We start from the raw sequence: 13,063 nt of genomic DNA, 5'->3' as shown, positions 1-13,063 counted from the left end.
CGGGCATTATCCTTGCTTGCAACACGTTGCGCCATTTAGGAGGGAACTGCTGAACCCGCAATGATGGCCGAGAAAGGCAGAATTTCCCGTTTATGTCGTTGCTCCGAAAGCTCCACACTTTTGCCGCGCTGCCCTTCCGTGAAAAGCTCGCATTTTTCGAAGCTGCCGTGCTTCTCGCCTATGCACGATTGCTGGTGCGCTTCGTGCCGCTGTCCAAGTGGCGCAAGGAAATCGCGGTTTCACGCCGCTCGGGCGATGGCGGTGCCCCGCGGATGGGCGGCCAGAGGCGCGACGATGCAAAACTGGTCCGCCGGACAATCAAGCGAGTCGGGCGCAATGTTCCAGTCGAATTCGTGTGCCTGCCGCAAGCGCTCACAGCGCGCTGGATGCTTTCCCGCCGGAACGTGCCGACCGAATTGCTGCTGGGGACCAGATTTTCAGCCGAGGAAAACCGGGAATTTCACGCTTGGCTGAAGGCGGGCGACTTAATGGTCACCGGCGACTGCGTGGAAAGCGAGTACGCCATTCTGGGTTCGCAAAAACGCGGCTGAGGGCCCCTCCCCCATTTCCAAGCTGTCACTGACGCGAAAACATTCTGGCAAGCGCCCGGCCAATCCCAAGCACAGGCGAAATAATCGGCAACGTCCATAGTGCCTGAGGCGGCAGCGGGAGCACCTCCAGATCGAGCGGACGTGCGATTTCCAGCATCAAAGCCTTGCGCCGGTATCCGCTGCCCTTGTGCAGCAGCAACGAATGGCGAATGCGCGCGGCAAAATGACGCCAGTCGCCAAGCTGGTGCTGACGTGCACGTTCGGGCCCGAATATCATTGGCATTTCCAGCTGGTGCAGCCTCGATACGTCTTGCGTTTCGACGATCTGCTGAAATTCTGGCGGAAGGGGCGTTCCCAGCAATTGCTGGGAGAGACCAAGTGATGCTGCAACTAGGGGTTCGAGATTCTGGTGCCGGGTAATGCGTGCGACCTCGGACGCTTCTTCAGCGCTCAGGCCGCGCACGACCCGGTCGATATCCACCAGCCATTTAAGCCGTGCCCAGCCGCTTTTCGCGCCATGCACCATGATGTAGACAAAATGCGGCGCCGGTTTCAGCATGGGCAGGTCACGTCCCGCGCTACTGTCCCACCGCGTCAGCGAAGGCCATTCGCTTTCCAACCAAGGTAGCAAAGCCGGGTTCTGGACCATGCGCCAGTGCAAGTCGATTTGCAGACCATCATCGCCGCGCGCGAATGAGAACGCGTTGTGGATCGATTTGAAGCTGCGCCGCACACGGTCGGTAATTTCGAAACCGGGATAGAAACGCCGAAATCCGCGGCCCACCACGAGCGCTTCGGCCTCATCGAACCTTTGGCTTTCCACCAGCAGGTCGACATCGATCATTTCCCGCTGCGATGGTTCCGGGTAATATTTCGCCGCTACGCCCAGCCCTTTGAGCAGGACGAAGCCAATGCCAGCATCGCGCAACTTCGCGGCGATTACGCTGGTTTCCGCGACCGCCCGCATATAGACGTGGGCATTGCTTTGGGCCGCCTCTGCCAGCTGCGCCGACAGCCCGTCCGGCATGTCTATCCCGCACACCTTGCATGCACCCGCATGGACCAGCGCTGCGACACGGTGGCGGTACACCAGTTGCTCGAACCGGTGCCAATCGACGCTGGATGTCCCGCCGCGAAATTCATGCGCAAACGGGGACGCTGCCGGATCGAAGGCCAGCAGGAAGAGCAGCAATCTCTGCTCCCTATCAATCACGGTGTCGACTTTTGCCCCCATATCTTCAGACCTGCTTGTTGCCTTTCGGCGCATCTGGCAAGGCTTTGCACCGTATGGGGGAATTTCTGACCTATTTTGCCGATTTGCGGCGCGATGCAGGCAGGCAGTTGCCGTTCGCGGCGCTGCTGGTCGCCTTGGGCGCATTGCTGGAAGGAATCGGCGTGCTGGCCATTCTGCCATTCGCCGCAGTCATCACGGGAACGGCCGACACACAGCTTTCCCGCGATCTGCTGGGATGGATGTCGCAATTCGGGATCGACAGCGAATGGTCGCGGGCGATTGCACTGGTTGGCGCTTTCCTGACGCTTCTTGCGATCCGCGGGGTCGTAATCTGGCAGCGCGATACTCGCCTGCTCAGCCTGGGCCTCGGCTATGTCGACAGGTGGCGCAGCAAATTGTTTCGCGCCATTGGTGCGGCCGATTGGCCAACCGTCAGTGCGCTGCGCCGCACCGATATAGAGCACGCGGTGACCAATGACGTCGCGAGGTTATCCGCCGGGACGGACCAATTGCTGCGTGCCGGCGCTGCCGCAGCGATGGTGCTGGTTCAACTGGGCATTGTCGCATTGCTATCGCCTTTGCTGCTGGTGCTGGTCGGCGTGTTGATGGGCACAGCGCTGCTTTTCACGCTGCCTCTGCTGCGCAAAGCGAACCTGCTTGGTGAACGCATCACCCATTCCGGCCGCCGCATTCACGGCGTGCTCGGCGATTTCATGGCCAGCCAGAAACTCGCCCGGCTCAACAATGCCGAAGGAGATTTCCTGAGCCGTTTCGATAGTGCGGTCAGCGATGTTCGCGGGCACCAACTGGCGTTCCAGAAATCGCAGATAACGGCACGGCTTGTGTTCCAATTCGCCGCAGGCGTAGTCGTGCTGACCGCTTTGCTGGTCGGGTTTTTCGTACTGCAGACGCCCCTGTCGGTGCTGGCCGTGACCATGGTTGTGCTCGCCCGGTTGGTCGGCCCGATCCAGATGATTGCACAGACCGGACAGGCGATTGCCAATGCCCTGCCGGCATATGGCGCCCTGCGCGGATTGTACGCCGACCTTTTGGCAGCAGCCGAATGTCCCACAGCAAGACCAGTTGAGGCCGCGCAGATCGGCGGCCCTGCCCGTCTGTCTCTGACCGACGCCGGTTTCACCTATCAAGGGCAAAGCCGGCCTGTACTGCACTCTGTTTCGCTCAAGATCGAGCCAGGTGAGATAATTGCCCTGAGCGGCAGATCGGGCGCAGGTAAAACCACTTTGCTCGACATTTTGTCGGGCCTGCTTCTGCCAAGCAGCGGTGAACTGGAGATCGACGGGGCTTTGGTGGACAGCGAGGCAGCAATGAGAGGCTGGCGTTCGCAGCTTGCCTATCTCCCGCAGGACCCGTTTCTGTTCGACGCCCCGCTGCGCGAAAATCTGGTGTGGAGCGCGGACAATCCAACTGACGAGCAGGTATGGCACGCACTGGAACTTGCCGGTGCCGCAGAGTTCGTTCGCGCTTCGCGTGGCGGGCTGGAAACGCGCTCAGGCGAACGGGGACAGGCATTTTCCGGGGGTGAGCGGCAAAGGCTCTGCATCGCCCGCGCACTGCTGCGTAACCCGCGCCTGATGATCCTTGACGAAGCGACCAGCGCGCTCGATGCGAGGCTGGAAAACGATATCCTGACCCGGCTGTCCGCAATGAGGGATCGTTTCTCGATCCTGTATGTCACGCACCGCCGTGATGCAATGATCCACGCAGACAGGGTGCTGTCATTGGAAGAAGGGCGAATTGTCTCGCAATGAGTGTCGAACTGATCGAACGACGGCGTGCCGCAATACGAAAGCATGTGTTCCTGCTGTGCCCGAACAACAGCGGTTCGACATTCCTGTCGAAAGCGATCGGGACCTCGCCAGCGGTCTGGAGCTTGGCCAGGGAGGGTCAGCACACCTTTGGGTATGCAGGCCCGTCGACCATAGCTTCACCCTGGCCGCTCATCTGGTACGCTGACGAGGAAAGCACCACGTATTTCCGCAATCACCCGGAATTTGACTGGGAACGGACCAAGCGTGCCTGGTATCTACAAGCAAGCGCTGAAAACGACACTGCCCCCGTGTTTATGACGAAGTCGCCGCCATTCCTGCTGATCGCAGACAAGCTGATGGCGAATTTTGCCAGCACCAGCTTTTTGTTCATGGTGCGCAATCCCTATGCCGCGATGGAGGGGGTATTGCGCCGCCCGCGCCGCACAGGCGATGCCGGTGCCGGCCCCGATTTGCCGCGCATTGCCGCACAGCATTTCGTCAATTGTCTGAGACAGCAGAAGGCCAATATCGCCGCATATGGCGACAATTCGATTGCCTTTACCTACGAAGAGCTATGCGCTTCACCGGAAAAAATTGCCGCGCGAATTGCAGATCTCGTACCTGAGCTTGCAGGCATTGATCTGACGCAGAAACTTTCGGTCAAACAGGCTTACGACGAACCGCTGCGCAACATGAACGAACAACAGATCGGCCGATTGACTGCGGAACAGATCAAGGTGGCCAACGAAATTTTCTGTCCCAATGCGGATATCCTGTCGCATTTCGACTATGACCTGATTGAATAATAGCGTTCTGAGGGCAAAACAGAACCTGTCGCCAGTCCTTGAGAGGGAAATTCGCGTGCCACCCAGAGTGAAGAAACCAGCCAATGTGCGCTGCCTGGCGGCCGTTGATTGCGCGCAGCTTACCCGGCTTGCGCAAAAGGTTTCCCAGCAGACTTGGTCGGCGGAAGATGCGCGCAAGGAAAACGACTTCGACGTGTTCCATCACACACAGCACGTCGTGTTTCGGTTTATCGCCGGCAACCGTGATCCGGAAGATTCCTATGCCAACCCGTCGTGGGATGCTTGGCAGCGCGTGTTGCAACCGGTGATGGATGCAGCGATTGCTCCGTTCGGTTTCACGAAGCCCGTATTCCCCAAGGCCATGCTGGCAAAATTGCTGGCCGGGCACAGGATTGACCCACACCGCGACGGGGCAGGTTCGAATGAACGGGTCCACAAGATTCACGTGCCGCTGGTCACCAACCCGGATGCAACCTTTCACGTGAACGGCGAAGATTTCCATCTGGAGGCCGGGCACGCGTACGAAGTAAACAACATCGTTTCGCACGGCGCCGCCAATGGCGGAAACGAAGACCGCATTCATTTCATTTTCGAGGTTTACGAAGGCGCTTATGCCAGCCTTCAGGCAAAGGACCGTCATGCCGTTCTATAGAGCTTACGGCCTGACTATCAGGTCGGACATCGAATTGCCTGCCCTGCCTCAAGTCGAGGGTGAGGCGTACGATATCGATTTCCGCGCCGGTCCGGTAACTCCCGGCGACGGGGGCGAAACGAAATTCCGCAATTGGGAAGCGTCAGAGGGGCGGTTTCTTGCCCATTTCTATGACGTTTGCCGCGTGCTGGTAACCGGCGGTGACAATGTGGTTTACGACCGGCTACCCGGCAATGATGACAGCCAGATTGTTTCCGTCCTGCTCGGAACCTGTCTTGCCGCCATATTGATGCAGCGGCGGATTTTGCCGATCCATTCATGCTGCGTGCTGACAGATCGCGGCGCGGTGCTGGTCATGGGTCCTTCCGGCGCGGGAAAGTCGACCACGCTTGGCGGTTTGCTGGAACTGGGCCTGCCAATGCTTGCCGATGATGTTACCGGCCTCACGATCGACGCGAATGGCCGGCCCATCGCGGTCCCGGCATTCCCCGCGATCCGGCTGTGGCAGGATTCGCTGGAAAGGCTCGGTCACGTGTCCACCGGACTGCCCCGGGTGCGCAGCGACATGGAAAAATTCTATCTCCCCGCCAGCAGCTTCCATGACCGGCCCGAACCAATCCGCGGGATTGTCCGCCTTGCACCCACCAATGGCGAACAATTGAAGATCGATCCGATTGCCCCTGCCGATCAGGTCGAAACCCTGAGCCGGTTCATTTTCCGCAAGAACTTCATCGATGGAATGAACCTGCGCCGCTTGGCTTTCGGGCACGTCGCAAGCACGGTAAATGCCGTCACGATGCTGAAGGCCGCGCGGCCTGCAACCGGGATCGAACCGCGCGAACTTGCCCGCCGGGTGCTTGCGGCAATGGATGAATTGGAGGCCAGCCGGCACCGGCAGGCGATGTCTCCGGCATGACCAGGGCAGTGTTCGGTGAGGGCCGGACGATCATCTGGCTCGCGTCTTACCTGAAATCGGGCAGCACCTGGCTGCGCAGCCTGCTGACCGCCTATCTGGCCGGTCCCGAAAATTTTGATCTAAATGCGATGGTCGGGGGGCAGGAAGCGTTTCTGCGCGAGGCGCTTGACGATCATGCCGGCATCACGTCGGCAAATTACAGCGCCAACGAACTAATCCCTTATCAGGCTGATTTCTTCCGCTCACTCGCCGCCGAGGCAGCGGCGCCCTGTTTCATCAAGACGCACAGCGCCCATCGAAAATCCGCATCGGGTGTGTCGCTGTTTCCAGCGGAAGCGAGCGCGGGGGTTGTTCACATCGTGCGTGATCCGGTCGACGTTGTCCCATCTTATGCCCATCACGAGGGCCGCGATTTCGACCACATCATTCAGCGAATGGCAGACCCAGACGCGGCGATGGATTTGTGGTCCGGCCGATCGAGTATGATGGTGCCGCAGATCGTATCAAGCTGGTCGGAAAATGTTTCCAGTTGGGTGGAGCAACGCGAAATCCCGCTGATGCTGCTTCGGTACGAAGACCTGCAAGCTGATGCCTGCGCGGCATTTTCAAAAGTGCTGCGATTTTGCGGCATCGAAGTAGACCCGGCGCGCGTTGCCGCCGCGGTGGACCGGTGCCGGTTGGACAGGCTGCAAAAAGATGAGGCTGGAACCGGCTTTACAGAGAAGCCTTCCCCGCTACGCGAATTCTTTCGCAGCGGCCGGGTCGGCGATGGCCAGCGCAAGTTATCCCGCGATCAGATAGCGAAAGTGACGCGCGATCATGCAGCGATGATGAAACAGTTGCATTACGCCGTTGATCTGGAAAAAGAACAACTTCAATAGCAAGCCGGGATGCCGATATGCCGGATCAGGGGGCAAAAACTTTATGACGATTTCTATCGATACACTGGTTGAGAGGAATGAAGATGTGCTGTTCAGCGATGTTGCTGACGGTATGTCGTTGATGGATATCGAAAGCGGAAAATATTTCCATTTCGATGAGACCGGCGCCCGTATCTGGAAGGCGATCGAAGGAAGTGTTGCAGTGAAAGATATCTGCGCCGGCCTGGTGGCAGAGTATGATGTTGATGCCGAAACGTGTTCGAAAGACACGATGGAATTCGTCGGTGAACTGGATGCACTGGGCCTGATCCAGACGAAATCATAGCGCGGCCTTGCTGCAGATAGTCTCGCCTGATTATTGCCGCCAAACGCGCGGGGCCGGTGCGTGACTGCCCGGGCTTTCAGCCTGGCGGAGCTTTGCGGTGGTCCGGCGAACGATCGGCCATACCTGCTTTACTGCGATGCGCGCATCGATGACCGGCAGAAACTGGCCGCATCGCTCGGCCTTCCGGCAGACGCTGCTGCGGCGGATTTCATCCTCGCCGCTTTTGGCAAATGGGGCGCAGACTGCCCGCAGCACCTGATCGGCGATTATGCATTTGTGATCGCCGATGCCGGGACTGGATCATTGTTCTGCGCGCGCGACCACATTGGCGCCCGCCCGTTTTGCTATGCGCTGTCAGGCGGGGTTTTTCATGTCGGCGCAGCACCCGGACCAATCGTGCAGTCGAGCCCGGAGCTTGGAGAAATCGATCCGGAATTTGCGGCCATAAAGATCGCTCGCAAGCAGTATTTCTCGCTGGACCGAACATTTTACAAGCCGATACGCAAGCTGGCCCCGGGCTGCACGCTGACTGTCACCGAAAACGGGGCGGACCTGTGCCGGTATTGGGACCCGGCGGCAGTGACCGGTGAATTCGGCGGATCCGACGAAGAGGCGGTGGCGATTGCTGCCGACCTTTTGAACCAAGCCGCTGCGGACCGCCTGCATGGTTACCGCCAGCCCGCCGTGCATCTTAGCGGGGGCCTCGACTCCTCTGCCGTTGCGGCGCTTGCGGTGAAGCATCAACGCGCCAATGCCGGTCCTGACCCACGCGCCTATGCCTGGTATCAAAACTCCGCAGGCGCCGTTGATGATGAAACGCGCTGGATCGACGCGGCAAGCCGCGCGCTGGCATTGTCCATCAATGCCCCCCGGCAAAGTGTCGCTGGAATTACAGAGCTGCTCCGCGCCGACTGGTGCGACGGTCCGAACGCATCGAACCTGTATCACGAGGATGCCGTCCAGCGCCTCGCCCAGACGCACGGCGTCGATACGATCCTGTCCGGCTGGGGCGGCGATGAAAGCCTGTCTTTCAATGGCCGCGGTTATCAGTCGGAACTGCTTGGAAAAAGGCGCTTTGGCGAACTTGCGCGGATTTCGGGGGGTGTTGGTCCGATCAGCTTGCTACGCGGGATCAAGCGCGCTGCGGGGGAGCGGTCGATCCCGCGAAAGGACAGCGGAAAAAACCGCGTAACCGGGGAAAATTACCTGACAGCCGGCGCTGTGCAGTGCCTGCCGGCCAAACAAAACCAACCGCTTGATTTTACCAATGCCCGATCGGCGATGATTGGCCTGATGGAACTTGGCTCTCTGACAGCTCGGATGGAGGATTGGTCAATTTCTGGGCGGAAGCGCGGGATCGATTACGCTTATCCGCTGCTCGACAGGCGGGTGATGGAATTCGCCTTGTCGCTGCCCGGGCATTTCTTCCTTCGTCCCGGCAGCCGCCGGTGGATCATGCGCCAGGTCCTTGACCCGGATCTGCCCGCCCTCGTCCGTGACAACAACAGCAAGACCGAACTGGCGCGGGTCGAAGCGCTCAAGGAAACTCTTGACGCAGCAATCCGGCATTGCGGCAAGCTATTGGACGAATGCGAGGATTTTTCAGGCAGAGAGGGTTACGTGGATATAGACCGGCTGCGAGAGGACATTCGCAGCCGGCGCGGCGAAACGGGCTACAGTTCAGGCTGGAAAACACGCGCCTTGCAGTTTCTGAAGTTCTGAGATGACCATGGAAAAATCCCGGCCAGCCCTGCCCGCCCACATCTATACCGTCACCTCGCGCGATTACCTGCCGGGGACGCACGTGATGCTGCAATCGTTTCTGGAAACAAATCCGTGGTTCAGCGGCCAGATCAATATCCTGCAGGATGATCTTTCAGACTCGCAGAAGGAGGAATTTTCGGGATTTTTCGAGCAGATTCATTTTCCCGACATCAGCCCGGACCTGTCCGATGCAATCGGCGAATTGGTGGCAGCACAAAATCAACTGGCCGACCGGCGGCGGCGATTTTACTCGCTCGAAGCTTTCTTTACAGACGCGGCGGGGCCAGTTCTTTTCTGTGACAGCGACATGCTGTTCAGGTCCGACATTTCGGCAATGTTCGAAATACCCGGCTCGCTGGTTGCATGCGGCGACAGGGCGCAGATCACGGGAAGCGGACGCGATCCCGTGACGCTGGCAGAAACGGCAGGCAGCACGCCGTTCGCCGGGTTTGCCAGCTTCAACGCCGGTCTGATGGTAATCGGCAAGACGTCGCGATCTGCGGACATCCGGAGCGCGCTGATGGGCGAGCTTGATCCGGAAAACTGGGCGGCGATTGCATCAGACCACACCGATCAGGCGGTGCTCAACCGGGTGCTGGGATCGTCTGTTTCGATTGCCCCGGCGCAGTTCAATTATCTGATCGGCCATGCAGCTGCCTTGAAAGGCGCCGCAGGGGTCAGCGCAAGAGAGGCGAAGGTTCTGCATTTCAACGGTCCGGCCAAACCGTGGGCGTTTGCCGCGCATATGGCCGCCGCCCGGCACAGCGCAGAGTTCGTCTGGGCTGCCGGGCAATGGTTCGATAGCTATCGCCACCACCTGGCCGCGCGTCATCTGAGGTAGCGCCCCCAACGTTACCAGCCGTGCGGAGATGATCCTATCGCCTGCGAACGATCAGTTCGCGGTTGGCTGCAAATGGTCCCGCCAGCTTTGTCTCCGAACCGTCGGCCCAGAGTACTTCGACTTCGGCGACGTCTTTTGCCGCACCCAATCCGAAATGCGCCTGAGGATAGATGCCGGTTGCAAAGCCGCCGCTCTGGCGAATTTCGCGCATCTGCGCGCTGCCATCTTTCATGCGGATCGTAACCTTTGCCCCAACGCCCGCCGTGTTGCCGATGCCATCTTCCAGCCGCACCCACAGCGCCCCGCCTGCCGGCGCGTCATTGCGGTGCACGATCGGCTGGCTCATGACCGAAGACCGGATCACATCCATGTCGCCATCACGGTCGTAATCGATCAGCACGTAAGTTGTGGTCGGCATACCGTCGGCCAGGCCGAAGGCTTCTTCCTGCCTCTCGAAAGTCTTGCCGCCGACATTGCGGTAATACGCATTGGCGACGTTGTTGCGGTGATAGATCATGCCCGACCCGACGAAGATGTCCTGCCACCCGTCCTGATCCAGGTCGACGAAGCGGGAATTCCAGCTCCAGCCCGGACGGTCCACTTGAAGCGCCTCGGCCGTGTCTTCGAAACTGCCGGTGTCGTCACGTTTGAGCAGGACATTGCGGTTCCTGATCCCGCCGACGTAATCCAGCTTTTCCATCTCGCGCGCAGCGTTGGGGAAACGCTCCGTGGCCGCGCGTTCACAGTGCCGCACGAAAATGTCGCCCATTCCCGCCAGCCTGTCGCAATACTGGGTGTCGTAATAATAGCCCGAGCTCTGGATCGCGCTGGTCGCCGCGCACATCGCACGGTAAACCGGGGCCGTGATTTGCGAGCAGCGCGAATAGCGCGAATGGGCCAGATCCATCGCGGCGGCCTGGTCCTTCAATCTCATGAAACAGTCACCAACCGATGCCGAATTCATCGCGCGGTCTTCGCAATAGGCGAGCGAGGGAATATCCTGAATCCGCTTCACCGGCATCGCGATCTGTGCGGTGTAGAATTCCTGCTGAAGATCGTTGTCGATATCGCCCATGTCGAGGCTCATCGTCGTGGTGGTCAGATACGGAACCAGTTTCTCGCTTTTAGTCGCGAGTTCAAACTTGCGGCCGCCACGCCCAAGATAGATCTTGTCTGCAGTGGAGACATCATCGCCGATCACGATATCGAGCATGCCGTCTTCATTCAGGTCGACGACCAGCGAGGCAAGGGATTCGCCCGGAATACCGTCCAGTTCCTGCGCTTCGAATGTTTCGCCGCCCTCGTTCCAGAAAATCCGGTCCTGTGATGCAAGGAGGTATGGATCGGCGTTGTTGCCGACTGTCCCCAGCGTCCAGTTGGCCGCGACGATATCGAGGTCGCCGTCCCCGTCGAGATCGGCGAAGGCAGGTGCGCCCACCATGCCGGCCAGTCCATTGGGCAGCTTCGTGCGGTTTTCATAGCTGAAACTGCCGGAACGGTTCCAGAAGATATTGGTGTCGTGCAGGAAGTTGGAAACGAAAAGGTCCGGCAGGCTGTCACCATTCAGGTCGGACAACACCACCGTGCCGGCAAATTGCTGCGACACCGGCCCCAGATCGAGCGGAACTTCGGAAAATGTCCCGCCGCGATTGGAGAACATCTGCAGTCCGCCGACCGAAGCATTGCGGGCCATGACCAGATCGACCCAGCCATCCTGATCGATATCGCCAGCAGCCATGCCCCAATACATGATGTAAGGTTCGAGCACGTCCATCCCGACCGGTTGCGGTGCCACATCCAGCCCGATTTCAGGGCCCATCAGGCGGCTGAAGCCGGCCTCGGCAGCGCTTCCTGCATTTTCCATTGGTGCGGAAATTGCGGCAGAGACAATGCCCGCGCCGTTATGCGTTACCGGATTGGCTAGCGCGGAGTAGGTGACGGGCAATGCCGCGGGCGTCTGCGCGGCCGCAACCGGCGCCGCCACTGGCCTGTCGAACGCAAAACCTTCGACATAGGCCAGATTCTGCTCGTGCGCCTGTTCGATCACATATTTGTCGACGTAATTGGCGATAACGCCGCACACAACGGCCAGCGCCGCGAGTGATGCCATCATTCCGCTGGCAATCTTCCACGAAACCGCCCTCCCCACGATCATGTAGGAATAGATGCTGAAACAGCCCAATGCGAACAGCAGCGGCATGACATAGCGAACGGGCCAGCCGGCATTGATCAGGATAATCGCTAGGATCACGTCGAATGCGATCGGCACCGGCAATACGATGGCCAAAATGGCAATGCCGCACATCGCCAGCAAGATGCCGATCTCGCTTTTGGGGACAGCCACCACGCGGCGGAAATCATTCCAGTCGAAGAATGTTACCAGGATCGAGCCGAGTACCCCGGCGAGGATCATCATCGGTACCGTCACCGCGATAATGAAGGCGAGATTCCGTCCGAAGGTACGGGCCAGCCAGGCAAATGCCTTGCCCCAGCTGTCCACGTCGGATGCAGGCACCGGCAACGGACGGAGGTCTTCCAACTTGCGGCTCAGCCAGCCGCGGCGGTCATCCAGCTGGTTCTGCGCTTCTTCCAGCGCGCTTTCGCGGTAACCCGATACGCCCAGCACACGGGTCAGCAGCGGCACACCCACCAGAACGAACAGGATCGCGGCACCCAGTTTGATCGCAGCCACGTGCAGCGGCAGCAGGGCAAAGGTCATGCTGACCACGATAACATTAAGCGTCGGCGAGGCGACCAGCGCACTCAGCGTGGTTTCCAGCCGCATTCCCGCGCTGTGGAACCCCCGCGCAATCGGTGCCGCGCAATTGACGCACACGCCCAGCGGTGTTCCGATCGCGGCACCCAATGCAGCATTGGCAAAAGGATTTTCGAACCCGCGGCGTTCAATCAGGCCGAACAGGGTCAGGGCGCAGGCAGCGAACAGCACACCGAAGGTCATCCCCTTCCAGTTTGTGTACATCCAGTTCGACGAATTGACGATGATTTCCCAGACGATCCCGCTATTGGGCGCAAATTCCAGTATCTGGTCGAATGCGATACCGCTCATGTCGGTATTCCCGCCCATGATCGCTTTCTGGTCGAGCGCCGGATAGCGCGACTGGGTCCAGAAATATATCGCAATGGCAGCGGTCAGCAGTGCCGCCAGCACCAGCCTCCGGTCCGAGATCAATTTCTGGATTACCCCCTGTTCAGGCTCGACCTGAAAGGTGTCGGAAAATTCTTTGTTCATGTGCCCCCATCTCACCGTGTTGCAGGTGATGCACCGCAGGTCTACGACCCGAAGCCCGCTATCACAAGGTT

At 59.4% G+C, this 13,063-nt stretch carries 11 protein-coding genes; 9 read left to right on the top strand and 2 right to left on the bottom strand.

What is annotated here, in order from left to right; genetic code table 11:
- The first annotated feature begins 92 nt into the window (after positions 1-92).
- Positions 93-551 carry a lasso peptide biosynthesis B2 protein gene (locus GRI43_RS01525; protein WP_160729349.1) on the top strand — a complete coding sequence of 153 codons (459 nt, stop codon included), beginning with the start codon at positions 93-95 and terminating at the stop codon, positions 549-551.
- 25 nt (positions 552-576) lie between these two features.
- Here the strand turns inward: GRI43_RS01525 and GRI43_RS01520 are convergent, their stop codons facing one another.
- Positions 577-1,743: a nucleotidyltransferase domain-containing protein gene (locus GRI43_RS01520; protein WP_160729348.1), complete on the bottom strand. Its 1,167-nt coding sequence runs from the start codon at positions 1,741-1,743 to the stop codon at positions 577-579.
- A 95-nt stretch (positions 1,744-1,838) separates the two neighbouring features.
- Here GRI43_RS01520 and GRI43_RS01515 point away from each other — a divergent pair, with 95 nt between their 5' ends.
- The 8 genes from GRI43_RS01515 (at position 1,839) to GRI43_RS01480 (ending at position 9,742) form a co-directional block, all read left to right on the top strand.
- The gene (locus GRI43_RS01515) at positions 1,839-3,557 is read left to right on the top strand and encodes an ATP-binding cassette domain-containing protein (RefSeq protein ID WP_160729347.1); all 1,719 of its coding nucleotides are present in this window, start codon (positions 1,839-1,841) and stop codon (positions 3,555-3,557) included.
- Complete coding sequence (locus GRI43_RS01510; protein WP_160729346.1) at positions 3,554-4,363, top strand: sulfotransferase; 810 nt, start codon at positions 3,554-3,556, stop codon at positions 4,361-4,363. Before GRI43_RS01515 ends, GRI43_RS01510 begins: the two co-directional genes overlap by 4 nt.
- A gap of 67 nt (positions 4,364-4,430) precedes the next feature.
- A complete protein-coding gene (locus GRI43_RS14050) occupies positions 4,431-5,015 on the top strand; it encodes an aspartyl/asparaginyl beta-hydroxylase domain-containing protein (protein WP_160729345.1) in 585 nt (194 codons plus the stop codon).
- Positions 5,002-5,931 (top strand): hypothetical protein, encoded by a 930-nt coding sequence (locus GRI43_RS01500; protein ID WP_160729344.1) that lies wholly within the window; start codon positions 5,002-5,004, stop codon positions 5,929-5,931. The genes GRI43_RS14050 and GRI43_RS01500 overlap by 14 nt, the downstream gene beginning before the upstream one ends.
- Positions 5,928-6,812: a sulfotransferase domain-containing protein gene (locus GRI43_RS01495; RefSeq protein ID WP_160729343.1), complete on the top strand. Its 885-nt coding sequence runs from the start codon at positions 5,928-5,930 to the stop codon at positions 6,810-6,812. Before GRI43_RS01500 ends, GRI43_RS01495 begins: the two co-directional genes overlap by 4 nt.
- Positions 6,813-6,855: 43 nt before the next feature.
- Positions 6,856-7,137, top strand: coding sequence for a PqqD family protein (locus tag GRI43_RS01490; RefSeq protein WP_160729342.1), 282 nt, complete (start codon positions 6,856-6,858; stop codon positions 7,135-7,137).
- A 60-nt stretch (positions 7,138-7,197) separates the two neighbouring features.
- Positions 7,198-8,859 (top strand): asparagine synthase-related protein, encoded by a 1,662-nt coding sequence (locus tag GRI43_RS01485; RefSeq protein ID WP_160729341.1) that lies wholly within the window; start codon positions 7,198-7,200, stop codon positions 8,857-8,859.
- Between the two features lies 1 nt (position 8,860).
- Positions 8,861-9,742, top strand: a complete 882-nt coding sequence (locus tag GRI43_RS01480) for a glycosyltransferase family 8 protein (RefSeq protein WP_160729340.1) — start codon at positions 8,861-8,863, stop codon at positions 9,740-9,742.
- Between the two features lie 34 nt (positions 9,743-9,776).
- Here GRI43_RS01480 and GRI43_RS01475 read toward each other — a convergent pair whose 3' ends face one another.
- Positions 9,777-12,992: an FG-GAP-like repeat-containing protein gene (locus GRI43_RS01475; protein ID WP_160729339.1), complete on the bottom strand. Its 3,216-nt coding sequence runs from the start codon at positions 12,990-12,992 to the stop codon at positions 9,777-9,779.
- Between the last annotated feature and the right edge of the window lie 71 nt (positions 12,993-13,063).

Origin of the sequence: Pontixanthobacter luteolus (assembly GCF_009828095.1) — a bacterium.
In the GTDB taxonomy this organism is placed as follows: Bacteria; Pseudomonadota; Alphaproteobacteria; order Sphingomonadales; family Sphingomonadaceae; genus Pontixanthobacter; species Pontixanthobacter luteolus.
Note: the sequence above shows the minus strand (reverse complement) of the source record. Positions and strands in the feature narration are given on the sequence as shown.